This is a genomic window from Actinomadura sp. NPDC048394, assembly GCF_040651755.1.
Classification (GTDB): domain Bacteria; phylum Actinomycetota; class Actinomycetes; order Streptosporangiales; family Streptosporangiaceae; genus Spirillospora; species Spirillospora montaniterrae.
Map to the genome: position 1 here is coordinate 47,450 of NZ_JBEZJL010000013.1, position 22,125 is coordinate 69,574.

At 70.0% G+C, this 22,125-nt stretch carries 26 protein-coding genes and 1 tRNA gene; 14 read left to right on the forward strand and 13 right to left on the reverse strand.

Annotated elements, in window-relative coordinates; translation table 11 throughout:
- Positions 1-153: 153 nt before the first annotated feature.
- The 4 genes from AB0C78_RS11250 to AB0C78_RS11265 form a co-directional block, all read right to left on the reverse strand.
- Positions 154-615, reverse strand: a complete 462-nt coding sequence (locus AB0C78_RS11250; protein WP_360745245.1) for a RidA family protein — start codon at positions 613-615, stop codon at positions 154-156.
- Between the two features lie 53 nt (positions 616-668).
- Positions 669-827: a DUF4177 domain-containing protein gene (locus AB0C78_RS11255; protein ID WP_151540233.1), complete on the reverse strand. Its 159-nt coding sequence runs from the start codon at positions 825-827 to the stop codon at positions 669-671.
- A 49-nt stretch (positions 828-876) separates the two neighbouring features.
- Positions 877-1,242, reverse strand: a complete 366-nt coding sequence (locus AB0C78_RS11260; RefSeq protein ID WP_360745249.1) for a DUF4345 domain-containing protein — start codon at positions 1,240-1,242, stop codon at positions 877-879.
- 71 nt (positions 1,243-1,313) lie between these two features.
- Complete coding sequence (locus tag AB0C78_RS11265; protein WP_360745252.1) at positions 1,314-1,748, reverse strand: helix-turn-helix domain-containing protein; 435 nt, start codon at positions 1,746-1,748, stop codon at positions 1,314-1,316.
- Between the two features lie 132 nt (positions 1,749-1,880).
- On the opposite strand from AB0C78_RS11265, the gene AB0C78_RS11270 reads away from it, so the two are divergent.
- Both AB0C78_RS11270 and AB0C78_RS11275 read left to right on the forward strand, forming a co-directional pair.
- The gene (locus tag AB0C78_RS11270; RefSeq protein WP_360745255.1) at positions 1,881-2,831 is read left to right on the forward strand and encodes an NADP-dependent oxidoreductase; all 951 of its coding nucleotides are present in this window, start codon (positions 1,881-1,883) and stop codon (positions 2,829-2,831) included.
- Positions 2,832-2,984: 153 nt separating this feature from the next.
- The gene (locus tag AB0C78_RS11275; RefSeq protein ID WP_360745258.1) at positions 2,985-4,175 is read left to right on the forward strand and encodes an FAD-dependent monooxygenase; all 1,191 of its coding nucleotides are present in this window, start codon (positions 2,985-2,987) and stop codon (positions 4,173-4,175) included.
- A gap of 17 nt (positions 4,176-4,192) precedes the next feature.
- Here the strand turns inward: AB0C78_RS11275 and AB0C78_RS11280 are convergent, their stop codons facing one another.
- A complete protein-coding gene (locus AB0C78_RS11280; RefSeq protein ID WP_360745261.1) occupies positions 4,193-4,774 on the reverse strand; it encodes a MarR family transcriptional regulator in 582 nt (193 codons plus the stop codon).
- Positions 4,775-4,854: 80 nt separating this feature from the next.
- On the opposite strand from AB0C78_RS11280, the gene AB0C78_RS11285 reads away from it, so the two are divergent.
- Positions 4,855-6,114 carry an MFS transporter gene (locus tag AB0C78_RS11285; protein ID WP_360745264.1) on the forward strand — a complete coding sequence of 420 codons (1,260 nt, stop codon included), beginning with the start codon at positions 4,855-4,857 and terminating at the stop codon, positions 6,112-6,114.
- Between the two features lie 31 nt (positions 6,115-6,145).
- Here AB0C78_RS11285 and AB0C78_RS11290 read toward each other — a convergent pair whose 3' ends face one another.
- Positions 6,146-7,222: an SPFH domain-containing protein gene (locus AB0C78_RS11290; RefSeq protein WP_360745267.1), complete on the reverse strand. Its 1,077-nt coding sequence runs from the start codon at positions 7,220-7,222 to the stop codon at positions 6,146-6,148.
- A 220-nt stretch (positions 7,223-7,442) separates the two neighbouring features.
- Here AB0C78_RS11290 and AB0C78_RS11295 point away from each other — a divergent pair, with 220 nt between their 5' ends.
- Together AB0C78_RS11295 and AB0C78_RS11300 are read left to right on the forward strand one after the other, a co-directional pair.
- Entirely contained in the window at positions 7,443-8,438 is a 996-nt protein-coding gene (locus tag AB0C78_RS11295) for an ArsA-related P-loop ATPase (RefSeq protein ID WP_151540240.1), read from the forward strand.
- On the forward strand, positions 8,438-9,610 hold the full coding sequence (locus AB0C78_RS11300; protein ID WP_360745270.1) for an ArsA family ATPase: 1,173 nt from the start codon (positions 8,438-8,440) through the stop codon (positions 9,608-9,610). Before AB0C78_RS11295 ends, AB0C78_RS11300 begins: the two co-directional genes overlap by 1 nt.
- Positions 9,611-9,737: 127 nt before the next feature.
- Here AB0C78_RS11300 and AB0C78_RS11305 read toward each other — a convergent pair whose 3' ends face one another.
- A complete protein-coding gene (locus tag AB0C78_RS11305; protein ID WP_360745273.1) occupies positions 9,738-10,565 on the reverse strand; it encodes a MerR family transcriptional regulator in 828 nt (275 codons plus the stop codon).
- A gap of 126 nt (positions 10,566-10,691) precedes the next feature.
- On the opposite strand from AB0C78_RS11305, the gene AB0C78_RS11310 reads away from it, so the two are divergent.
- A complete protein-coding gene (locus tag AB0C78_RS11310; protein ID WP_360745276.1) occupies positions 10,692-11,096 on the forward strand; it encodes a hypothetical protein in 405 nt (134 codons plus the stop codon).
- A 276-nt stretch (positions 11,097-11,372) separates the two neighbouring features.
- Here the strand turns inward: AB0C78_RS11310 and AB0C78_RS11315 are convergent, their stop codons facing one another.
- On the reverse strand, positions 11,373-11,684 hold the full coding sequence (locus AB0C78_RS11315) for a WhiB family transcriptional regulator (RefSeq protein WP_151540244.1): 312 nt from the start codon (positions 11,682-11,684) through the stop codon (positions 11,373-11,375).
- A gap of 326 nt (positions 11,685-12,010) precedes the next feature.
- Between AB0C78_RS11315 and AB0C78_RS11320 the strand changes: the two genes are divergently transcribed.
- Positions 12,011-14,368 (forward strand): transglycosylase domain-containing protein, encoded by a 2,358-nt coding sequence (locus AB0C78_RS11320; RefSeq protein WP_360745280.1) that lies wholly within the window; start codon positions 12,011-12,013, stop codon positions 14,366-14,368.
- A 97-nt stretch (positions 14,369-14,465) separates the two neighbouring features.
- On the opposite strand, the gene AB0C78_RS11325 is transcribed toward AB0C78_RS11320, so the two are convergent.
- A complete protein-coding gene (locus tag AB0C78_RS11325; protein WP_151540246.1) occupies positions 14,466-14,921 on the reverse strand; it encodes a GatB/YqeY domain-containing protein in 456 nt (151 codons plus the stop codon).
- A gap of 93 nt (positions 14,922-15,014) precedes the next feature.
- On the opposite strand from AB0C78_RS11325, the gene AB0C78_RS11330 reads away from it, so the two are divergent.
- The 4 genes from AB0C78_RS11330 to AB0C78_RS11345 all read left to right on the forward strand — a co-directional run bounded on the left by AB0C78_RS11330 (position 15,015) and on the right by AB0C78_RS11345 (position 17,380).
- The gene (locus tag AB0C78_RS11330; protein ID WP_225991583.1) at positions 15,015-15,911 is read left to right on the forward strand and encodes a metallophosphoesterase; all 897 of its coding nucleotides are present in this window, start codon (positions 15,015-15,017) and stop codon (positions 15,909-15,911) included.
- Entirely contained in the window at positions 15,908-16,537 is a 630-nt protein-coding gene (locus AB0C78_RS11335) for a methyltransferase domain-containing protein (RefSeq protein ID WP_360745284.1), read from the forward strand. Before AB0C78_RS11330 ends, AB0C78_RS11335 begins: the two co-directional genes overlap by 4 nt.
- Positions 16,538-16,574: 37 nt before the next feature.
- Positions 16,575-16,648 (forward strand) — tRNA-Pro (locus tag AB0C78_RS11340).
- Between the two features lie 396 nt (positions 16,649-17,044).
- On the forward strand, positions 17,045-17,380 hold the full coding sequence (locus AB0C78_RS11345; protein ID WP_360745287.1) for a class I SAM-dependent methyltransferase: 336 nt from the start codon (positions 17,045-17,047) through the stop codon (positions 17,378-17,380).
- 597 nt (positions 17,381-17,977) lie between these two features.
- Here AB0C78_RS11345 and AB0C78_RS11350 read toward each other — a convergent pair.
- From AB0C78_RS11350 to AB0C78_RS11360, 3 genes are all read right to left on the reverse strand, one after another.
- The gene (locus AB0C78_RS11350; RefSeq protein ID WP_360745290.1) at positions 17,978-18,574 is read right to left on the reverse strand and encodes an NgoMIV family type II restriction endonuclease; all 597 of its coding nucleotides are present in this window, start codon (positions 18,572-18,574) and stop codon (positions 17,978-17,980) included.
- Positions 18,513-18,842: an NgoMIV family type II restriction endonuclease gene (locus AB0C78_RS11355; protein WP_360745293.1), complete on the reverse strand. Its 330-nt coding sequence runs from the start codon at positions 18,840-18,842 to the stop codon at positions 18,513-18,515. The genes AB0C78_RS11350 and AB0C78_RS11355 overlap by 62 nt, the downstream gene beginning before the upstream one ends.
- A 160-nt stretch (positions 18,843-19,002) precedes the next feature.
- The gene (locus tag AB0C78_RS11360) at positions 19,003-19,851 is read right to left on the reverse strand and encodes a hypothetical protein (RefSeq protein WP_360745296.1); all 849 of its coding nucleotides are present in this window, start codon (positions 19,849-19,851) and stop codon (positions 19,003-19,005) included.
- Positions 19,852-20,160: 309 nt separating this feature from the next.
- Between AB0C78_RS11360 and AB0C78_RS11365 the strand changes: the two genes are divergently transcribed.
- From AB0C78_RS11365 to AB0C78_RS11375, 3 genes are read left to right on the forward strand one after another with little or no spacing between them, the layout of a single operon-like run.
- Entirely contained in the window at positions 20,161-20,553 is a 393-nt protein-coding gene (locus AB0C78_RS11365) for an HYD1 signature containing ADP-ribosyltransferase family protein (protein ID WP_360745299.1), read from the forward strand.
- Positions 20,538-20,828, forward strand: a complete 291-nt coding sequence (locus AB0C78_RS11370) for a hypothetical protein (RefSeq protein WP_360745302.1) — start codon at positions 20,538-20,540, stop codon at positions 20,826-20,828. The genes AB0C78_RS11365 and AB0C78_RS11370 overlap by 16 nt, the downstream gene beginning before the upstream one ends.
- Entirely contained in the window at positions 20,795-21,298 is a 504-nt protein-coding gene (locus AB0C78_RS11375) for a very short patch repair endonuclease (protein WP_360745305.1), read from the forward strand. Before AB0C78_RS11370 ends, AB0C78_RS11375 begins: the two co-directional genes overlap by 34 nt.
- 15 nt (positions 21,299-21,313) lie before the next feature.
- Here AB0C78_RS11375 and AB0C78_RS11380 read toward each other — a convergent pair whose 3' ends face one another.
- Positions 21,314-22,051 (reverse strand): DUF3883 domain-containing protein, encoded by a 738-nt coding sequence (locus tag AB0C78_RS11380; protein ID WP_360745308.1) that lies wholly within the window; start codon positions 22,049-22,051, stop codon positions 21,314-21,316.
- Positions 22,052-22,125: the final 74 nt, after the last annotated feature.

Below are 22,125 nucleotides of genomic sequence, written 5' to 3' on the forward strand. Positions count from 1 at the left end.
GCTTCAGCCCGTTCACCATCGCCCCGCCCAACTCGTCGCACTCATGGCGGTTCATTCGGACATACCGAATGGCATTCCGTCAACCCCGGCGTCCCGTCCGCCAGGCCCCGGACCAGGGGCCCGGCCACGGGCGGGTGGCGGGCCCGCCGCAGGTCAGGAGACCTCGGCGATCAGCTCGACCTCGACGGGCACGTTGCGCGGCAGCACGGCGACGCCCACGGCGCTGCGCGCGTGCTTGCCCGCGTCCCCGAACACCTCGCCCAGCAGGTCGCTGGCGCCGTTGATCACCTGCGGCTGGCCGTAGAAGTCCGGCGCGGACGCGACGAACCCGACGACCTTGACGATCCGCACCACCCGCGACAGCTCGCCGAGCTCGGCCTTCAGCGCCGCGACGCAGTTCAGCGCGCAGATCCGGGCCTGCTCGGCGGCCACCTCGGCGGAGACCTCCGCGCCGACCTTGCCGGTCACCTTGATCTCGCCCTTCACCAGCGGGACCTGCCCGGAGGTGTAGACGAGCGAGCCCGTCCGCGCGGTCGGGACGTACGACGCCAGCGGCGTGACGACCTCCGGCAGCTCCAGCCCCAGCTCGATGATGCGCTCTTCGGGCGTGCTCATGGCGTTCCTCCTCGTTGAGGCCTCGGGTGCTTGCTGATCAATTATCCGGGCGGCTACGACTGGATCTCGCGCTTGAAGTAGGCCACCAGGTTCTCCGGGTTCGGGCCCGGCAGGACGGTGACGAGCTCCCACCCGTCCTGGCCCCAGTTGTCGAGGATCTGCTTGGTCGCGTGCACCAGCAGCGGAACGGTCGCGTACTCCCACTTCTTCATGGGTTTCAGCCTAGCGATCAACACCTCCGGGGCCCGCCCGAACCCGGCTTCAGAGCGCCGCCACCAGCGCGCCCGCGGCGGCGGCCTCCACGCAGAAGTAGAACCACGTCGGGTAGAAGCCGCCGGAGCGGTCCGCGGCCCATCCGACGAGCCGCCCGGCGGCCATCCCGGCGAGCGCGCACGCCACCGCGATGACGGCGCCCTCCCGGACGCCGTGGACGTCGGCGGCCGCCGCGGCGAGCAGCCCCGCCATCGCCACGCCGAAGCCCCCGTAGACGGCGCGGACCTCCGTCCGGGCGGCCGCCGACCCCAGCACCACCCCGAACGGCCTGATCAGCGCGGCCGGGGCGACGAGGCCGTAGACCCCCATCCCGAGGAAGAAGACCGCGACGACCGCGATCACTGCGGTGGGCATGCTCGACCTCCGGGTCGCTCGCCGAATGCGTTCACCCGGGGATCATGGCCCGCCGCACCGCGCGGGCGCTTTCAGGAACGTGCTGCTTCGTCGGGGGCCGGGGGTCGGTCCGCGGCGGCGTCGTAGTGTTCGCGGGAGGCGCGGATCTCGGCGATGTTGTGCTCGGCGAAATGCCGGACGGACGCGAGCAGCGGGACGAGGCGCTCGCCCAGCAGCGTCAGCGCGTACTCGACCTGGACCGGCACGGACGGGGTCACGCTGCGCGCCACGAACCCGTCCCGCTCGAGCGAGCGGAGCGTCTGCGTGAGCATCTTGGCGCTGACGCCCGGCAGGGCGCGCGCGAGGTCGGCGTACCGGCGCGGCCCCTGCGTCAGCTGGAACAGGACCACCGAGGTCCACTTGTTGCCGATCACGCCGAGGACGTCATGGGTCGGGCAGGCGTCCATGTAGGAGTCGAACGCGGCCTTCGCCTCCTGGCGCCGCTCGGCCGCGGTCATCGTCGTCATGCTGCGGGCTCACCTCCGGGTGCCGATCGCACTCGTAAGTAACCTCTTCCAGCGCCGCGATGTTCCGGGTGACAGTGGGCTCATCGCGGGGGTCCTCCCCGCTCCCTCCCACGTCAGGAACGGAGTTTCGGCATGCGCGCGATCATCGTGGAGAAGCCCGGCGGGCCGGCCGCGCTGGAGGCCGTCGAGGTCCGGGAGCCGAGCCCGGGACCCGGGCAGGTGAGGATCCGGACGGCGGCGGCCGGCGTGAACCCGGTGGACGCGGCGACCCGCGCCGGGCTGCTCGCCGACGCCGGGCTGATGCCGCCGTTCGGGTCGCGCGGCCCGATCGGCATCGGCTGGGACGTCGCCGGGACCGTCGACGCGGTCGGCCCGGACGTCGTCCGGTTCGCGCCCGGCGACCGGGTCCTCGGCCTGCGGGACCGGCTGGACGTCCCGCTCGGCGCCTACGCGGACGCGATCGTCCTGGACGCGTCGGCCGTCGCGCGCGCGCCGCGCTCCGCGTCCCTCGCCGAGGCCGCGACGCTCCCGCTGAACGGGCTCACCGCGTCGCAGGCCCTCGACCTGCTGGACCTCCCGGCCGGGAGCACGCTCCTCGTCACGGGCGCGGCGGGCGCGCTCGGCGGATTCGCGGTGGAGCTCGCCGTCCTGCGCGGGCTGCGGGTCGTCGCGGCGGCGTCGGAGGCGGACGAGGCGCTGGTCCGCGGGCTGGGCGCCGAGTGGTTCGTGCCGCGCGGCGCCCACCTCGGCGACGCGGTGCGCGCGCTCGTCCCGGGCGGGGTGGACGGCGCGCTGGACGCGGCGCTCCTGTCGATCGCGGCGCTCGACGCGGTGCGCGGCGGCGGCGTGTTCGTCGCCGTCAGCGGCGGCCCGGCCGCCCCGGTGCCGCTGCGCGGCATCACCGTCCACAACGTGTGGATAAGGGCGGACGGCGCGCGGCTGGAGCAGCTGTCCGCGCTCGTCGACGCGGGCCGCCTCACGCTCCGCGTCGCCGGCACGTACCCGCTGGAAGAGGCCGCGAAGGCGCACGAACGGCTGGAGGCGGGCGGGCTGCGCGGACGGCTCGTCCTCACGACCGAGTGAACCGCCGTGAACGCCCGAGCCGGGCTGGCCCCGCCTGACCTGGGCTGACGCCGGCTGACCCCGCCGGACGCACCGCGGTCAGCGAGCGGTGCGCCGGCGGTCAGCGTGCCCGCCGAGTCTCTGTGTCGACGGCGACGACGAACGGAGACGACGATGACCATGAACGTGCTGATCTCGGGTGCGAGCATCGCGGGCCCGTCCCTGGCCTACTGGCTGAGCCGGCACGGCCACCGGGTGACGGTCGTGGAGAAGGCCCCGGCGATCCGGCCCGGCGGGCAGGCCGTCGACTTCCGCGGCGAGGTCCACCTGAGCGTGCTGGAGAAGATGGGCGTCCTGGACGAGATCCGGCGGCGGCAGACGCACGGCGGGGCGCTCGACCTGATCGACGCGGACGGACGCGTCCAGGTCAGCCTGCCCGACTCCTTCACCGGCGGCGAGGTGGAGATCCACCGCGGCGACCTCGCCGAGATCCTCTACACGCTGACCCGCGACCGCGTCGAGTACGTCTTCGGCGACTCGATCGCGGCGATGGCCGACACCGGGGAGGGTGTGCACGTCACCTTCGAGCGCGCCGCGCCCCGCGTGTTCGACCTGGTCATCGGCGCGGACGGGCTGCACTCCAACGTCCGGCGGCTCGCCTTCGGGGACGAGTCGCAGTACGTGAAGGACTCCGGCCACCACGTCGCGATCTTCGAGGCGCCGAACCGGCTCGGCCTCGACACCGGCAAGCTGTACAGCGAGGTCGGGCGCGGCGTGTCGGCCTACCCGACGCGCGGCGGCGCCGGCGCGAACGTGATGTGCGTGTTCACCGACGACCGCCTCCGCCCGCACCACCGCGACGTGGACGGGCAGAAGCGCGCGCTGGCCGACCGGTTCCAGGGCATGGGCTGGCACACCGGCACCCTGCTGCAGGACATGTGGAACGCGCCGTACTTCTACTGCGACTCGATCAGCATCGTCCGGATGGACTCGTGGACGAAGGGCCGCGTCGCGCTGCTCGGCGACGCCGGGTACGGCGCGACCTGCGGCGGGATGGGCACCGGGCTGGCCGTCGTCTGCGCGTACGTGCTGGCGGGCGAGTTGGCCGCGGCCGGCGGCGACCACCGCGCCGCGTTCGCCGCCTACGAGAAGGAGATCAAGAAGTTCACCACGGCGTGCCAGCGGGTCGCGGGCGGCGTCGGCGGGTTCTTCGCCCCGAAGAGCGCGGGCGCGCTGCGCCGCCGCGCCACCGTGTACAAGCTGCTGACCCGGGGGCCGCTCACGAAGGTCCTCGACAAGCTGGCCACGCAGGCCGCCACGTCGATCAAGCTGAAGGACTACCCGGAGCCGGTCCACGCGGCATGACCGCCGCCCCTCGGCCGTCAGCTCTCCCGGGCCTCCTGCTCGGCGCGGACCATCACGCGCCGCAGGAGGTCCGCCAGGGTGCGGCGCTCGTCCGCGGTCAGGCCGCCGAGCAGCCGGTACTCCTCGTGCCCGACGCCGCCCATCGCGCCGAGCCACGCGGCGCGGCCCTCGTCGGTCAGCTCGACCTGGACGCGCCGCCGGTCCGTCGCCGACGGCGTCCGGCGGACGAACCCGCGCCGCTCCAGCGCGTCGAGCCGGCCGGTGACCGAGTTCGGCGGCATGCCGAGGTCGGCGGCGAGCTCGGAGGGGGCGGCGGTGCCGTGCCGGCCGCCGAGCGCCTGCAGGGTGTCGTACTCGTGCCGGTGCAGGTCGTACTCGACGAGCGAGCGGTCCTTCACCCGCCTGATGTGCTCCACGAAGCGGACCATCCGGGTGACGGAGCCCTCGATGTCGGGATCGAGGTCGGGCAGGATCCGCGTCCACCGCACGATGTGCTCGTCGGTCCGGTCGCGCGGTTCGGCGCCGCCTCCCTGGTCGCGCGGTTCCGCGCCGTCCCCCCGGTCGCGCGGTTCCGGCCCGCCGCTCCTGCTGCCGCCCATGCACGGATCGTACGACCCCCATCACTTCCGTGGCGAATAATTCTTTGACGAATAGTTCGCTGTCGAACTACATTCCGGTCATGGCCCATCCCCTGCGCGGCCGGGACTTCCGGCTGCTGTTCACCGCCCGCGTGCTGTCCCTCACCGGCGACGCCGCCGTGCCCGCGGCGCTCGCCCTCGCCGTGCTGCGCGCCACCGGCTCCACGTCCGCGCTCGCCCTCGTGCTCGGCTGCGCGATGGTGCCGCGCCTGCTCCTGCTGCCCCTCGGCGGCGTCCTCGCCGACCGGCTCAACGCCCGCGCCGTCGCCGTCGCCACCGACCTCGCCGGCTGCGGCGCGCAGCTGTTCGCCGCGCTCGAACTGCTCGGCGGCCACCCCCGGCTCTGGCACCTCGCCGTCGCGCAGGCGGTCGGCGGCGCCGCGTCCGCGTTCCAGACCCCGACGATCTCCCCGATGATCACCGGCACGGTCGAGGCGGGCGCCCTGCACAAGGCCAACGCGCTGATCGGCACCGCCAACGGCGCCACCCGGCTGGCCGGGCCCGCCATCGCCGGCACGCTCGTCCTCACCGCCGGGCCGGGCTGGACGTTCCTGCTCGACTCCGCCTCGTTCGCCGCCAGCGCCGCGCTGCTCGCCCTCGCCCGCGTCCGCCGCGCCCCCGCCCCGGACCGCCCGGACGGCGAACCCGGCCGCGGCATGCTCCGCGACCTCGCCGAAGGCTGGACCGAGGTCCGCTCCCGCGACTGGTACTGGACGAGCCTGATCGCGCACGCGATCTGGAACGGCGCGTCCGCCGTGCTGCTCACCCTCGGCCCCGCCATCGCCGTCGACCGGCTCGGCGGCGAGGGCGCCTGGGTCGCGACGGTGCAGGTCGGCGCCGTCGGCCTGGTCGCCGGCGCGCTGCTCGCCGCCCGCGTCCGGCCGCACCGGCCCGTGCTCGTCGCCAACCTCGGCCTCGCCGTGTTCGCGCTGCCGCTCGCGCTGCTGGCCGTCGCCGCGCCCGCGCCGCTGGTCATCGCCGCGTACGGGCTCGCGCTCACCGGGCTCGGCGTGCTCAACCCGACCTGGGAGACCGTCGTCCAGCTGACCGTCCCGCGACGGTCGCTGGCACGCGTCACCTCGTACGACTGGCTGCTCTCGCTGGGGGCCGCGCCGCTCGGCTACGCGCTCGCCCCGCTGGCCGCGTCCGCGTGGGGCACGTCCGTCCCCCTGATGATCAGCGCGGTGCTGGTCGGCGGGAGCTGCCTGGGGACGGCCGCGGTCCCCGGCGTCCGCGCCCTGACCATGCCGAACGCCCCCGAGCCCGAACCCGAGCCCGTCCCCGCCCCCGCGGCTCCCTGAGGCACGCGCGGGGACGGTGGACGGCGGAGCGTCAGAAGTCGGTGGGGGGCTCCTCCTCAGGGGCGCCCCCGCCGGCCGGCCGGTCGCCGCCCGCGATGCCGCGCCGCTCGCCCTCGCGAGGACCCTGCACCTCGTCGGACCGCTCGCCGCGCGCCAGCCCGTGGTGCGGACGCGGGTCGTCCAGCCCGATGACCGGCGGGACGTCCTCCGCCGACTCCAGCGTCGACGGCTGCTCGGCCGCCTTCGCCAGGTCCTCCTCCGCCTTCGCGAGCCGCTCCCGCAGGTCGAGGCGGTTCGCCGCGGACTGGGACCCGCCGTCCCCGCCGCCGCTCATCTTGTCGAAGAACCGCAGGATCTCCACCGGCAGCGGCATCACCAGCGTGCTGTTCTTCTCCGCCGACACCTCCACGACCGTCTGCAGCAGCCGCAGCTGCAGCGCCGCCGGGTCCTGCGACATGATCTCCGCCGCCGCGGCCAGCCGCTTGGACGCCTGGAACTCGCCGTCCGCCGTGATGATGCGGGCGCGCCGCTCCCGCTCCGCCTCCGCCTGCCGGGCCATCGACCGCTTCATGCCCTCCGGCAGCGAGACGTCCTTGATCTCCACCCGCTCGATCAGGATCCCCCACGGGTCCTGGGTGATCTCGTCGATGATCGAGCGCAGCCGGACGTTGATCTTCTCCCGCTCGCCGAGCAGCTCCTGCATGTCCGCCTGGCCGATCGCCGACCGCAGCGACGTCTGCGCCACCTGCGAGATCGCGTAGCCGTAGTTCTGCACGTTCACGATCGCCTTCACCGGGTCCACCACCCGGAAGTAGACGACCGCGTCGACCCGGACGCTCACGTTGTCCTGGGTGATGCCGTCCTGCGCCGGCACCCCCATCGTGACCGTCTGCTGGTTCACCTTCTGCATCCGCTCGATGTACGGGATGATCGCCGTCAGCCCGGGCCGGCGGACGGCGCCGGGCCGCAGCTGCCCGCCGCGCTGCACCTGGCCGAACCGGAACACGATGCCGTGCTCGAACTGCTGCACGACCCGCAGCGACGAGGCGAGCGTGATCAAACCGCCCACCACGACGATCAGCACAATGATCAGGGCCACCGCTGCCATCACGGGCCACCTTTCCGACGTGGACGGTCCGGACCCGCCCGGGTCCGGACGTACCGGCCCGAGGACCGGTCTCACGTTTCCCAGCTAACCTCGCGGGCACGCCCGGCACAACGGCCCCGGCGAGCGATCTACCCACGGGTACGGCACCGTGTCAGGGATCACTTGCATCAGGGAGGGCGCCCTCTCAAGTCCTTGCCGAGTGAACGATATGGTCGATCGGGTGAGCGCGAGAGACACCGACTGGGACGGCGTACGCCTCCATGTCGTCACCGGCAAGGGCGGCACGGGCAAGACGACCGTCGCTGCCGCACTCGCCCTGGCCCTGGCCGCCGGCGGCCGCAAGGTCCTGCTCGTCGAGGTGGAGGGCCGGCAGGGCATCGCCCAGCTCTTCGACTGCCCGCCGCTGCCCTACGAGGAGCGCCGCGTCGCCGTCGCCCCGGACGGCGGGGACGTCTACGCGCTCGCCGTCGACACCGAAGAGGCGCTCATCGAGTACCTCGAGATGTTCTACAACCTCAAGCGCGCCGGGAAGGCGATGACCAAGCTCGGCATCGTCGACTTCGTCACCACGATCGCCCCCGGCCTGCGCGACGTGATCCTCACCGGCAAGACCTCCGAGTCCGTGCGGCGCAGGAAGAAGGACGGCTCGTTCATCTACGACGCCGTCGTCATGGACGCCCCGCCCACCGGCCGGATCACCAAGTTCCTCAACGTCAACGACGAGGTCTCCGGGCTCGCGAAGGTCGGCCCGGTCCGCAACCACGCCGACACCGTGATGAAGGTCGTGCGCAGCCCCGAGACCGCCGTCCACTTCGTCACGCTGCTGGAGGAGATGCCCGTCCAGGAGACGATGGACGGCATCCGCGAGCTCACCGAGGTGGGGCTGCCCGTCGGCGGCGTCATCGTCAACATGGAGCACCAGCCGGTGCTGTCCGAGGACGACCTCGCCGCGGCCGCCGCCGGCGCCCTCGACACCGACGAGATCCTGCGCGGCGTGAAGGCCGCCGGGCTGGAGCACGACGCCGAGTCCATCGCCGCGGTCCTGGCCGCCGAGGCCGGCGAGCACGCCCGCCGCACCGCGCTGCAGCGCCGCGAGAAGGAGCGGCTGGAGTCCGTCGACCGGCCCCGCTACACGCTGCCGATGCTGTCCGACGGCATGGACCTCGCCGGCCTGTACGACCTGGCCGCCGCGCTGCGCGCGCAAGGTGCCGCTTGATGGGGGAGAGGCTCGTGACCGGCAAGAACCCGCCCGCGCTGGACGTCGACGCGCTGCTCGACGACCCGCGCACCAAGATCATCGTGTGCTGCGGGTCCGGCGGCGTGGGCAAGACCACCACCGCCGCGGCCCTCGGCGTGCGGGCCGCCGAGCGCGGCCGCGACGTCGTCGTCCTCACCGTCGACCCGGCGCGCCGCCTCGCCCAGTCCATGGGCCTGTCCGAGCTGGACAACAACCCGCGCAAGATCGAGATCGACGGCGACGGCGAGCTGCACGCCATGATGCTCGACATGAAGCGCACCTTCGACGAGATCGTCGAGGCGCACGCCGACCCGGACCGGGCCAAGCAGATCCTCGCCAACCCCTTCTACCAGTCGCTCTCCTCGTCGCTGTCCGGCACGCAGGAGTACATGGCGATGGAGAAGCTCGGGCAGCTGCACCGCTCCGGCGCCTGGGACCTGATCATCGTCGACACCCCGCCGTCCCGCAACGCCCTCGACTTCCTGGACGCCCCCGAGCGGATGGGCCGCTTCCTCGACGGCCGCTTCATGAAGATCCTCGCCGCCCCCGCCAAGACCGGCGGCCGGTTCGGCGTCAAGGTGATCAGCGCCGGGTTCGGCATGTTCACCGGCGCGATCAACAAGGTCCTCGGCGTCCAGCTGCTCCGCGACGTGCAGACGTTCGTGGCCGCGTTCGACACGATGTTCGGCGGGTTCCGCGAGCGCGCCGAGAAGACGTTCAAGTTGCTGCAGACCCCCGGCACCGCGTTCCTCGTCGTCGCCGCGCCGGAGCCGGACGCGCTGCGCGAGGCGTCCTACTTCGTGGAACGGCTCGCCGAGGAGCGGATGCCGCTCGCCGGGCTCGTCGTCAACCGCGTCCACGAGTCCGCCGCGGACGGGCTGTCCGCCGCGCGCAGCCAGGCCGCGGCCGAGACGCTGGAGGAGCGCGGCGAGCACACGCTGACCGCCGCGCTGCTGCGCCTGCACACCGACCGCATGCAGCTCGCCGCTCGCGAGGAGCGCCTCCGCGACCACTTCGCGTCGACGCACCCGACGGTCCCGGTCACCGCCGTCCCCGCGCAGGCCGAGGACGTCCACGACCTCGAAGGCCTCCGCCAGGTCGGCGAGGACCTCTCAGCACTCCCCGAAACCCGCACCAAGCACCCCGCCTAACCCCGCCCCAACGCGCCCACGTAGCGGCCCCGCCTAATGCGAGCGGGCCACCACCACACCCGCCTAACGCGCCGCGCCAACAAGCCAGGCCACGCACCCGCCTAACGCGCCGGGCCATCGCGTCCGCTTAGCGGGCCGGGGCGGTCTGGAAGACGGGCCAGCCGATCTCGGTGCGCCAGCGGGACGCGTCGGGGGTGTCGCGGCGGCCGACGAGGTAGTACTCGCGCATGGGGCCGTCCACGGCGAGCGCGTGCCGCGACACGTAGGCGGCGAGCGTGCCGTAGGAACGATCCACCTCGTCGGGCGGGCCGTGGTGCGTGATGACGGCGAGCTCCGCCGCCGGCACCTCCCGCGCGACGACGCGGCCCATCGGCCGGACGGTCCCCGCGCACGGCACGAAGATGGTCGCCTCGCCGCGATGCCGGGTGTACAGCTCGTCGGCGAAGACGCCGCCCGCGTGTCCGGTCTCGGAGACGTCCTGCGCGGCGAGCGTCCCGTACAGCTCGCCGAGCGCGCCCTGGAACCACGCGGCCATGTCGGCGACGTCGACGACCTCGGTGATGGACGCGGCCGGGACCGCCGGCACGCTGCGCAGCTCGACGTTCGCGGACGCGTCCGCCGGGGGAGGCGCGAGGAGGTCGCGCAGCGAGGCGACGGCGCGCCGCGTGCGGCCGAGGTCGTCCTCCAGCCGGTGCAGGTGCGCGACGATCCGCTCGTTGCGGGCGTGCACGTCCGGCGCCGCGAGCACCGCGTCGATGTCGTCGAGCGGCATGCCGAGGTCGCGGAAGCGGCGGATGACCTGCGCGGTCGGGATCTGCTCGGCGGTGTAGCGGCGGTAGCCGGTGGCCGGGTCCACGTGGGCGGGTTCGAGGAGCCCGACGCGGTGGTAGTGCCGCAGCGTCTTCACGCTCATGTGGGTGGCGCGCGAGAAGTCCCCGATGGACAGGTACGTCATGCCGCCCATTCTGGGGTCTCCCCTCAGGGGAGAGTCTGCGCCGTTCGCCCGGCTTGACCCTGCCCGTGCGGCAGCGGAGAGCGTCGGTCGCGACGGCCCGCCGGGCCGGACGGAAGGAGACCGACGATGACGCAGGCGACCGACTACGAGCTGCGGCCCGCCACGATCGAGGACATCGCCCGCCGCTACGTCGCGGTGTGGAGCGAATCCGACGCCGGACGGCGCCGCGCCGCCATCGCCGCGCTGTGGGCGGAGGACGGCGTGGAGCTCGTCGAGACCGCGCGGTTCCGCGGCCATGACGAACTGGAGGCGCGGATCGCCGAGGCGTACGACGAGTTCGTGGTCCGCCGCGGGTTCGCGGTGGTGTCGGCGGGCGACGTGTTCGGCCACCACAACGCGGTCACGTTCACCGTCCGCCTCGTGGCGGGCGGCGGTGACGTCGCGTGGGCCGCGCGGGTGTTCCTCGTCCTCGGCGAGGACGACCTCATCCGCTACGACTACCAGTTCACCGTCCAGCCCCTGGAGGCATGACCATCACGCGCGCGCAACACCGCACGCATGCACGTGGGACGCATCTGGGTCGGCGCAGGCATGAGCACGCACGCGGTGCGCCGACGTGGGTGCATGGCGTGAGCGTGGGTAGGCGCGGCGGCAGGCCCGTACCGCATCGGTACGGGCCCGCAGCCGCACTGAGGTGGACCTTCCGGTCACCTGCCGTCTTATGAACGAGCCTTGCCAGACCGTCCGTGCCCTGCCCGCCCGTCGGACGGGCCGTGGGCGTCGTCCCAACCGGCGCCGAGCCGAGGCTCAGCTCGCGACGAGCTCTTCCTCGTCCGCCTCGACCGACCGCTCGTACTCCTCCTTGGCGGTCTCCAGCAGGTCGCGCCACGATCGCACGTCCGGCCGCCGGCGGAGGAGCGCGCGGCGCTCCCGCTCGGTCATCCCGCCCCAGACGCCGAACTCGATCCTGTTGTCGAGGGCGTCGGCGAGACACTCCGTGCGCACCGGGCAGCCGCGGCAGATGAGCTTGGCCCGGTTCTGCGCCGCTCCCTGCACGAACAGGGCGTCCGGATCCGCGTTACGGCAGGCGGCGCGGGCGGTCCAATCCGTGATCCACATCTTGGCCCCACTCCCCTAGGGTCTGTGTCGATTTGCGCTCCTTGGCCGGACGGGCGCGGACGTCAGGCCGCCAAACGAAAGCCGTGGGGAAGAACTTACGGAAGCGAGGGACGATTCAACAGACCCCGATGGGCCCATTCTCGATATAGCCCACCGGGGCCATACCGCCGGAACGGACTAGTTACCTGTAGTTGACGCGCCAGACATGGCGCAGGTTGTCACGAGGGGCACATACCGGACGAACGTCCGGCGCCGGCCGGCCCGCTCCGCCCGGGCCCGGGGGACCTGTCCCGAATGCACTGGTCGTCCCGCGTACCCTAGACCCCGTGCGCGATGCGAAGCTAGATCGGGGTAAGGCCTTCTCCACGCTGTTCAGGCTGCTCGGAGCGGGTGTCGTCGCGGGCGTCCTGGTCGCGTTCATCGCGCTTCCCGGCGTCGGCAGCGCGGGACTGACCGCGCGCGACGCCGCGAACAACTTCGAGAACATGGACAGCGCGCTCAAGACGACACCACCGTCCGAGAAGACGGTGATGTACGACGCGAACGGCAAGCAGATCGCCACGTTCTTCGACAAGTACCGCGAGTCCGTCCGGCTCGACCAGGTCGCCCCGATCATGCGGCAGGCGATGGTCGACATCGAGGACTCGCGCTTCTACAAGCACGGCGCGCTCGACCTCAAGGGGACGATCCGCGCGCTGGCCTCCAACGTCGAGTCCGAGCAGACGCAGGGCGGGTCCACCCTCACCCAGCAGTACGTGAAGAACCTGCTCGTCGACCAGGCGACGACCCAGGAGGAGTACAAGGAGGTCACGGCCCCGACCGTGGGCCGCAAGCTGCGCGAGCTGCGCTACGCGCTCGACATCGAGCAGCACATGACCAAGGACCAGATCCTCGAGGGCTACCTGAACGTCGCGTACTTCAGCGCCGGCGCCTACGGCATCCAGGCCGCCGCCAAGCGCTACTTCAGCGTCCCCGCGAACAAGCTGAACCTCGGGCAGGCCGCGCTGCTGGCCGGCATCACGCAGAACCCCACCCTGTACGACCCGATCCGCAACCCGAAGGAGGCCCGCAAGCGGCGCGACGTCGTCCTCTACCGGATGGCGCAGCTCGGGCACATCTCCAAGGCGCAGGCGGACGCGGAGGCCGCCAAGCCGATCCTGCTGAACCGCACCGACCCGGTCGGCGGCTGCGAGTCCAGCAAGGCGCCGTACTTCTGCGAGTACGTCAAGTACGACATGCTCGACATCCTCTCCAACGGCAAGTACTGGTCGATGACGCCGAAGGAGCAGCAGAACGTCGTCAACAAGCTGAACCGCGGCGGCTACACCATCCGCACCACCCTCGACATGAAGGCGCAGAACGCCGTCGACCAGGCGCTGCGCAGCCACGTCGCGCCGGCCGGCAACCGCGTCGGCGCCGAGGCGATGGTCGAGCCCGGCACCGGGCGGATCAAGGCGATCGGGCTGAGCAAGCGGTTCGGCGCCGGCAAGGGCCGCACCACCATCAACCTGCCCGCCGACTCCCACCACGGCGGCGGCACGGGCGTGTCCGCCGGGTCGACGTTCAAGACCTTCACGCTCGCCGCGGCGCTGGACGAGGGCATCCCGGTCAGCACCACCATCAACTCGCCGCAGACGACGACCGTCAGCGGCTTCCAGCCCTGCAAGTACACCGGGACCATCAACGGGGTGAAGTACAAGAACCAGATGGCGGGCGGCGGCACGTGGACGCTCCACAACGCCGGTGACAGCGAGGCCGGCAACTTCGACCTCAAGACCGCGACCTGGCACTCGGTCAACACCTTCTACGCCCAGCTGGAGAAGCGCGTCGGCGTCTGCGACGCCGTCGCCATGGCCAAGGCGTTCGGCATGAAGCGGGGCAACGGGGAGGACATCGCGCCGGTCCCGTCGCAGGTCCTCGGCAGCAACGACATCGACATGGTCCACCTCGCCGCCGCGTACGCCGGCTTCGCCGCCCGCGGCAAGTACTGCTCGCCGCTGTCGGTCACGCAGGTCATCGACTCCGACGGCAAGCAGCTGAAGCTGCCCAAGCAGGACTGCCACCAGGCCGTCGACCAGGCCGTCGCCGACAAGGTCGACTCGATCCTCAAGGGCGTCCTCACCAAGGGCACCGCCGCCGGGCGCGGCATCGGCCGCCCCGCCGCCGGCAAGACCGGCACCTGCGAGGAGTTCACCTGCGCGGTGTTCGCCGGCTTCACCCCGAACATGGCCGCCGCCACCGCCTACTGGGACTACCGCGGCCCCTGGCAGTACAAGGTGTACGGCGTGTACGGCGCGGACACCCCCGGCGCCATGTGGCAGCAGAGCATGCAGTCCGCGCTGGCCGGGAAGCCCGCCCCCGACTTCAACACCCCGTCCCGCGACTTCGGCGACACCACGAGCGTCCCGAAGGTGAAGGGCATGAAGGTCGCCGCGGCCCGGGCCAAGCTCCTGGGCGCCGACCTCCAGGTGCAGGTCGCGTCCGGGTCCGTGGACTCCGACCAGCCGAAGGGCACGGTCGTGTCCACCTCGCCGGACGCGGGCACCGAGGTCCCGCCCGGCACCACCGTCATCCTGTACGTCAGCAGCGGCAAGAAGAAGAACGACGGCGGGAACGGGAACGGCAACGGGAACGGGGACGGCGGCGACCAGGGCTTCCCCGGCTGGCCGCCGCCCGGCCACTGACAAGCGAAAGGCCCGGCGGTTCGCCAGGCCTCCTGAGAAAGGGCCCGGCGGTTCGCCGGGCCGTCGAGAAGGGCCCGGCGCGCGCCGGGCCCTTCGCTCACTCCGCGAGCTGCCGCTTGACCTCCGCGGCGACCCGCCCGCCCTCGGCCCGCCCCGCGACCTTCGGGTTCACGACCTTCATGACCTGCCCCATCGCCCGCGGGCCCGCCGCGCCCGTCTCCGCGATCGCGTCCGCGACCAGCGCCTTCAGCTCCGTGTCGGACAGCTGCGCCGGCAGGTACTCCTCCAGCACCGCGCCCTCGTCCCGCTCGGCCTGCGCCTGCTCGGCACGGCCCGCGTCCCCGAACGCCGTCGCGGCCTCCCGGCGCTTCTTCGCTTCCCGGGTCAGCACCTTCACCACGTCGTCGTCGGACAGCTCGCGCGACCGCTTGCCGGCGACCTCCTCGTTCTTGACGGCCGTCAGCGCCATCCGCAGCGTCCGCGTGCGGACGTCGTCGCGCGCCTTCATCGCCGCCGACAGGTCGGTCTCGAGCTTCTCCTTCAGGGCACTCATGGTCACATCATGCCCGCACGAACCCGGCCGCCTCATCAGGATTACCGCGAGGTGCCCATCTCTGGAACCATGGACGCCAGAGAAGGGAGAACCGTGCGAAAGATCTACGCCGCGTCCCTCGGCCTCCTGGGCGCGGGCGCCGCGACCTTCGGGTACGCCTCGGTGATCGAGCGGAACTGGTTCCGGCTCCGCCGGTTCGACGTGCCGGTGCTGCCGCCCGGCCGTCCCCCGGTCAAGATCCTGCACATCTCCGACGCGCACCTGACGCCCGGCCGCTCCCGCCTCATCCACTGGGTCCGGTCCCTGGACGCCCTGGAGCCGGACCTCGTCGTCAACACCGGCGACACCCTCTCCCACCGGGACGCCATCGGCCCCTTCCTGGACGCCCTCGGGCCCCTCCTGGACCGTCCCGGCGTCTTCGTCTACGGGTCCAACGACCTGTACTCCCCGATCTTCAAGAACCCGCTGCGCTACATCTGGCGCACCAGCAAGTCCGACTACAAGCGGCACCGCCGCGAACCCGACCTGCCCTACCGCGAGCTCGGCTCGTCCCTGCAGGCCGCCGGCTGGCTCGACCTCAACAACCGCATCGGACGCCTCAAGGTCGGCGAGCTCGACGTCGAGTTCGGCGGCATCGACGACTCGCACATCAACCGCGACCGCTACGACAAGGTCGCCGGCCCCGTCGACCCGCAGGCCGACGTCCACCTCGGCGTCATGCACTCCCCCGAGCCCCGCAACCTCGACCGCTTCGCCGCCGACGGCTACGACCTCCTCCTCGCCGGCCACACCCACGGCGGCCAGGTCTGCGTCCCGTTCTACGGCGCCCTCGCCACCAACTGCGGCATCGACCGTCCTCGCGTCAAGGGCCTGCACCGGCACCGCGGCTCCTGGCTGCACGTCTCCGCCGGCCTGGGGACGTCCCCCAAGGCCCCCATGCGCTTCTGCTGCCCCCCGGAGGCGTCCCTCCTCACCCTCGTCCCCCGGTGAACTGGAAGACCTCCCACCTCCAAGCCGCCCTCTACGACGCGGGCGTCCACAACCCCACGGTCTCCCGCCTGGCCGCCCGCGTCCTGTGGGGCTACGACATAACGCACCTCTGGCGCAGCCTCGGCAACCGCCCGCCCGGCCTCACCCTCGACATCCCCTGCGGCGGCGGCCTGGTGACTCCCACCCCCCACCAGGTCTCCGCCGACCTCTCCGCGTCCATGCTCCACCGAGCCCGCCGCCGAGGCGCCCACACCCTCGTCCAGGCCGACATAACCCGCCTCCCCTTCCCCTCGGCGACCTTCGACACCTGCCTCACCCACAACGGCCTCCACTGCCTCCCCGACCCCGCTGCCGCCGTCCGCGAGCTGGCCCGCGTCCTCCGCCCAGGAGGCACCCTCCGAGGCACCACCCTCGTCCGCGGCACCTCCCCCCGCCACGACGCCCTCTACGCCCTCATGCGCCGCTTCGGCCTCTTCGGCCCGTCCGGCACCGCCGCCGATCTCCGCGCCTGGCTCACCGCCGCCGGTCTGACCGACATCACCCTCACCCCGTCCGGCGCCGTGACCGGCTTCACAGCCCGTAAATCAGGGACGCAGCACTCCCGAACATCCGCTAAAGTGGTCTAGGCGCCGGGAGCACGTACGACTCCCGGGCAGCCACCACCGGGGTGTAGCGCAGCTTGGCAGCGCGCTTCGTTCGGGACGAAGAGGTCGTGGGTTCAAATCCCGCCACCCCGACAGAAAACGCCAGATCAGAGGCCGGTTCTCCCCCAAGGAGACCGGCCTCAAGATCTTTCGACCCCCATCCGACCCCGCCCCCACAACATCCAGAGTCACGCACCATCACTCCGTGGCCACATCTCAGCCCCTCCGACACCCATCTGAACCTCGGCCCCAGGGCCGCCAGGCGTCGTCACATATGCCGGACAACGGCGTCGCGAGCCAAGTCGGCCCACGAGCCCCTCCGCCTCGCCTCAACGGCCAGCATCGCCGCTACGGGTCCGGCTCTGCCGTACAGAGCGCCTCAGCAAGCAACACTCAGTCGACCAGGACCTCATCAGACAGACGGCTGGTATCCCAGGGAACTACCGTGACCGCTGGCCCCGCCATCCCAATCTGCGAGGAACCGCCGACATGCTGCCTGCCATAACCAACCAGACCACCTACTGGGACCACTACGCGGAAGGCGTCGCGGACCAGCCCCTCAACGAAGCCCTCAAGGACGCCTTTGGCTGGACCCAATACCCGGGCCACGGCCCCGGCGATGAACTACTCGGCGCCCCTGCAACGACCCTGGAGCTCGGCTCGGGCCGAGGCGACGCCGTAGCAGCCCTCGCCACCAGGGGCATCACCGCAACCGGCCTGGACATCTCGCCAGCTCAATGCGAGAGGGCTCGGACCCGCCGGGGCCCACCTCTCCAAAGCTCACGTCGAACATGGCTACGTCCTCGAATACCTTGCCACCACTGATCGCTGCTGGGACGCCATCTACTCCATGTGGGGAGCCGTCTGGTTAACCAACCCGGATGACCTGCTCCCGCTCATCAGCGACCACCTGACCCCAGGCGGCAAGCTCGTCTTCTGCAACGCCCCACCCGTCCCGGGCGCCTACGGCGTCCAAGGCACCTACGCCGCCGGCCTAACCGGCCGTCAGGTCTGGCCCTACCGCTGGTCCTACGAACCCGCTACCTGGGGAACTATCCTGGAGGCCCATGGCTATACGAACATACAGGCCGCCATCGAACCGGCACCAGCGAGTCGACATATACCCGGCGTTGAAGTGATTGAAATTCCAGGACTCGGCTACTGGTCTTCGCGCGAGTCCGCTCAGGATGCACTAGAGAAGCTAGCTAGCGGCATCTGCCCGATGACCCATCAAGTTGAAGTGGGATTTGAGCCCAAAAGATGCTCCATCTGCGGGAGAACCGTGCAAACGATAGAGAATACCGAGAACAACGATTAGCCGGGTTCGCGCGCGTCGACCTACCGAACCGCATGCCACAGCAGGCCCCGTGAACCGCCTGGCATGCTCGATACGGTTCACGCCGCTCACGACGACATCGACTTTTAAACAGCCAGATCCAGTGGCAGGTCGGTTATATCACGTATTCGCTTTCCATCCACCAAAGTGTTGAGCATGTCAATCGCCTCGTCGTTGTCGGCCCCTTCTACCGCTCCGATCAGCTCCGGCAACGCAAAATGGTAGACCGTATCGATGTCGCCGGTGCCAAGCGCCAGAGACGCCAGTCTTGACGGTGACGGCTCCCCGGTAACGACCACAGTATGTGGCACGCGCCCTTTCCGGTTTCGGATAACGTTCAATGCTTCGGAACGAGCATTCTGCGCACGATCACTGCGCAGAGTCCACTTGCACGAGACAATAGCGCGAACAATCGCACGCTCTTGGTTCGCCCTCCTGATGACCGCATACCGGCCAAATTCGGCGTCTACAAGCTCTCGTTCACGATTAATCACTTCATCCGGTTCGGGACTCCGCACGATCAGAACGTCGGGACTGATCTCATATGAGTTCCCCAACACCGAGGCAAGGGTCGGGTCAGTCTGGATTGCGCGAGCCAGATCAGCCAGATGAGTATAGGGCTCATACTTGGCCACCTGATACTCTTTGCGGGAAACCGCCGACGTTATAAATAGTCCAATCACCGGGGCGGAGGGATTGGAAATAAGGAAAGGTCTCCCTCAGAAATGTCTCGACAGCCTGCTCGAACTGCTGGCCCGCACGCTGCCCCTGTATCTTTTCTGCTACAATATGAGCAGCGAGGTCCCGCGCAATTCTTCCCGCTATGGCGACGCTGCTCTTTTGGTTTTTGTCGGCATTCGAGGCGATATAGTTAGACGACAGCGTTAGCGTGCGCCTATTGACAAGGTCGCCATGGAATCTTCTCCTGGCCGCAGTGAGTATTGAAGTCATACTGCTAGGCACCCCTTGACGACACAGAACTGCAATAGGCCAGCTGGCCGAGCCGCTACTCGCTGGAACTAGCTTGGATGGTACACCAAGCCCATGCCCCACAGCCGCATCTTCTGCTGATCATCAACCTCCCGGCCGGCACTGTTTCAGGATCGGTATGTCAGCCTTCAGCCAGCTCATTTTCCGGATTAGGAAGCAGATTGCCGGCCTCGCCGTGACCGCTGCCCTGGGCCGCAGAAAACCGGCTCCGATTCTTTCCTTTGCGCCGCAGCTCATCCCAGGCCCCAGCCTCACGCAGCAAAAGGGCGGCCCCTTCGTGGCCCGACTCTGCCGCGAGCGCGAGATAAATCTCGGCAACCTGCCCTTGGCTTTCAAAGAGATACGAGAGCCCTAAGGCATACGCCTCCTGTACCGCGACTTCAGCGTCCAGGGTTTCCAGCGCCTCCGTTGTCGCTTGGCTCGCGCACTCATTCCAGTGACGTGCATCATCGCTGTTTCCCGAGAGCCACTGCAGTACAGCGATCTCCCGAAAGGAACTCGCGTCATTCTGCGCGATCGCGTGCTCAAGCAGGCTGATCCCGTGACCACCGAAGAGGTCTGCCATGCGATCATGACGCGGGTCATTTGGGTTGAAGCGACTGAGCTTCAGATCTTCCGCCGTGCCGCCGGCGCTGAGCACTGCATCAGCGAAAGCTTCTGCTTCTGCCAATGCCCGACGCACCGCTCCTTCACCCTCGGGCCTTGGGCTATTAACATACGTGATCGTCAGATGCAGCAGCTGAAGCTTGCCTCTCTTGAGCTTCTTCAAGCCGCTGCCCGTCTTCATGCGGCTGAGAGTGGGGGCAGTTAAAGCGCCTGGAAGGCCCGGACAGAACACTTTGAAGGCCGTCGACGCTTCCTCGCTCCATCGCGCGATGAGCTCCTGGGTTACACCAGACTGTTTAAGTAGATCTCCGACCAGGCGAGTCTGCTCTTGCGGCACCCGCTCAGCATTGCCCTCCCCTTCCATGCCGAACCGCCTCACTGCTCAGGCCGAGAAGCCGATGACGACAGGGAGAATAGTCCGGCATGCCAGGCTTGTCCACCTGCCCTACTCGTTTCCTGCCTCGCTGTCCGTATTTCATTTTCTTGCAGATCGGAGGAGACCGGCGCCGCACCTGGCGATGCGCGGCTCGTCGTTCCGCACCACCGCCTCGCAGATCCGTGAGCCGACCAGCTGGAATGCGAGGAGCAGGTGACCGGCAGCCCAGGTTTGTGAAATATTTCAGAGGCCCGAAAATGTTGACGCAGTACGCTGGATCCTGGTCGTCTTGCCCGCGTGGAAAAGGACGACTCCGTAGCAGCGGCGATTCGGCAGGTCGAGCGAGCGACACTGTGGCACTACACCGACGCGCATGGGCTGCACGGCATTCGGCAGAGCCTTGTGCTGCTCCCGTCTCTGCGGGAAGCGAACCCGAAGGACGCGCGCTATGGCGACGGCCAGTACCTCTCCGACGTCCCCCCGGGGTCGATGTCCCTCGCCCAGCTGTCCCGGCGCCTCGTGGGAGTCCCGTGGCAGGTGCGCCGCTTCACGCACTACGTTGAAGTAGACGTTACGGGGCTTGCCCGGATCGAATGCAGGAGCTGCGTCATCCTCATCCCCGGGCGCGAGCCGCTGCAGCTCGATGGGAGGATCGTCTCCTGGGGGGCAAACGAATGGTCTGGTACTTGAGAGTCGAGTGGGTCCACGACTTCAGCGATGAGCCGGTCGAGATCTACAGCGAGGTCGGCGACGACGGCTATGAGGTCCGCAAGATCGAGCTGTTCCGCGACGGGCGCCTACAGTACGCTGACGAGCGCCATGAGGCTGCAGGGACAAGCCTCTCAGAGGCACCCGTGGGCACAGTGGCTAAGATCGCGGCCCATGAGGAGTTCCGGCCTAGCGTGATCAGTGGACAGGAGTTCGAGGAGATATGGGCTCGGGCCGTCGCGGCACGGGGGGAGTAAGCCCCCTGCCTGATGGCGACGCGAACGGCGAGGTCTGGAAGCCTCCTGAAGGCTCTTGGGCCTCGTCAGCTGCGAACCGCCGCAGCATGCTCGGAAACCGCAACCGCGACACGTCGCCTGAGCTTGCCCTCCGATCGCTTGTCCACGCTGCCGGGCTGCGCTACAGGGTGGCAGCCAAGCCTCTTCCGGGGATGCGCAGGACGGCGGACCTGGTCTTCCGGCCGACTCGGGTCGCTGTCTTCATCGACGGATGCTTCTGGCACGGTTGCCCAGAGCACTTCGTGCCGCCCAAGACCAATCCGGAGTACTGGCGCGGAAAGATCGGCCGCAACGTGGAGCGGGATCGCGATACGGATGCCCGTCTCGCGGAGGCCGGATGGCTCGTGCTGCGATTCTGGGAGCACGAGCCAGCAGACCACTGCGCCCGCACAGTCTACGAGGCGGTCCGATCCCGGCGCTCTGCCGGCTGAGCACCTTTGGCCGTCTCAGCCGCGCAGCAGCGTTGGAGCTTCTTGATCGAGAACAGGAGCGAGCCGCGGGATCCCGCTTACTGCCTGCTCTGCAGGCACCTCCACTCTGCACGCCTCCCAGCGCCCATACAACCCTTGGTCGTCCGGTACCTGGGCCTCGATCCAGCTACTGGCAACAGAGCCGATCGCGCTGATCTCGAAACGGTCTGTGAGCTGCAGAATGACGAGCTGCCAGAGCGGGTCGCAGCGCATCACTTCGTATTCGCGACGGGACAAGAAGAACGTCAGGCGGTTGCGGCGTGTGGTGGCCTTGGCCTCGATGTGCAGGCTGTGTCGGCCGGCGTGGACCCCTATGTCGTAGCCGTATCCGTCGGAGTGAGCGGCGACATGCTCGATTCCCGCGGTTGTTGAGGACGAGAGCAGCTCTACTAGGGCGGTTTCGCCGGCGGCGCCGATTCGCGAACGCTCGGCAGCATCGACCTTGCCCCACAGAGCGTGGATCTGTTGGTATGCCTGAAATTCGCTGAGACCGAGCACCGCGGCGGCTCGTCCCGCGTCAAGGGGAAGCTCGGCGGGTACGCGTACATGGACGTCGGCGTCTGGGAACCACGCGACGTCACCAGTAAGCAGGGCGGCCCGGAATATGAGCTCACCGGCTGGCAGTGCCTCGTCAGGATCCTGCAGAAGCCCGGCCTCCGCCAGCCATTTGTAGGCTGCGTCGTACTGCGTAGGGCTGATGTCGCTGTATTCCACGTGGGTGGTAAACAGCGCCCGGCACCGTGCTCGGCCGTTAACGGGCAGCTTCTCTAGCCAGCGGACGGCGGCTC

Coding starts and splice junctions, on each gene's coding strand:
- AB0C78_RS11250 (WP_360745245.1), bottom strand. CDS start 615: ATGAGCACGCCCGAAGAGCGCATCATCGAGCTGGGGCTGGAGCTGCCG.
- AB0C78_RS11255 (WP_151540233.1), bottom strand. CDS start 827: ATGAAGAAGTGGGAGTACGCGACCGTTCCGCTGCTGGTGCACGCGACC.
- AB0C78_RS11260 (WP_360745249.1), bottom strand. CDS start 1,242: ATGCCCACCGCAGTGATCGCGGTCGTCGCGGTCTTCTTCCTCGGGATG.
- AB0C78_RS11265 (WP_360745252.1), bottom strand. CDS start 1,748: ATGACGACGATGACCGCGGCCGAGCGGCGCCAGGAGGCGAAGGCCGCG.
- AB0C78_RS11270 (WP_360745255.1), top strand. CDS start 1,881: ATGCGCGCGATCATCGTGGAGAAGCCCGGCGGGCCGGCCGCGCTGGAG.
- AB0C78_RS11275 (WP_360745258.1), top strand. CDS start 2,985: ATGACCATGAACGTGCTGATCTCGGGTGCGAGCATCGCGGGCCCGTCC.
- AB0C78_RS11280 (WP_360745261.1), bottom strand. CDS start 4,774: ATGGGCGGCAGCAGGAGCGGCGGGCCGGAACCGCGCGACCGGGGGGAC.
- AB0C78_RS11285 (WP_360745264.1), top strand. CDS start 4,855: ATGGCCCATCCCCTGCGCGGCCGGGACTTCCGGCTGCTGTTCACCGCC.
- AB0C78_RS11290 (WP_360745267.1), bottom strand. CDS start 7,222: ATGGCAGCGGTGGCCCTGATCATTGTGCTGATCGTCGTGGTGGGCGGT.
- AB0C78_RS11300 (WP_360745270.1), top strand. CDS start 8,438: ATGGGGGAGAGGCTCGTGACCGGCAAGAACCCGCCCGCGCTGGACGTC.
- AB0C78_RS11305 (WP_360745273.1), bottom strand. CDS start 10,565: ATGACGTACCTGTCCATCGGGGACTTCTCGCGCGCCACCCACATGAGC.
- AB0C78_RS11310 (WP_360745276.1), top strand. CDS start 10,692: ATGACGCAGGCGACCGACTACGAGCTGCGGCCCGCCACGATCGAGGAC.
- AB0C78_RS11315 (WP_151540244.1), bottom strand. CDS start 11,684: ATGTGGATCACGGATTGGACCGCCCGCGCCGCCTGCCGTAACGCGGAT.
- AB0C78_RS11325 (WP_151540246.1), bottom strand. CDS start 14,921: ATGAGTGCCCTGAAGGAGAAGCTCGAGACCGACCTGTCGGCGGCGATG.
- AB0C78_RS11345 (WP_360745287.1), top strand. CDS start 17,045: ATGCTGCCTGCCATAACCAACCAGACCACCTACTGGGACCACTACGCG.
- AB0C78_RS11355 (WP_360745293.1), bottom strand. CDS start 18,842: ATGACTTCAATACTCACTGCGGCCAGGAGAAGATTCCATGGCGACCTT.
- AB0C78_RS11360 (WP_360745296.1), bottom strand. CDS start 19,851: ATGGAAGGGGAGGGCAATGCTGAGCGGGTGCCGCAAGAGCAGACTCGC.
- AB0C78_RS11370 (WP_360745302.1), top strand. CDS start 20,538: ATGGTCTGGTACTTGAGAGTCGAGTGGGTCCACGACTTCAGCGATGAG.
- AB0C78_RS11375 (WP_360745305.1), top strand. CDS start 20,795: ATGGGCTCGGGCCGTCGCGGCACGGGGGGAGTAAGCCCCCTGCCTGAT.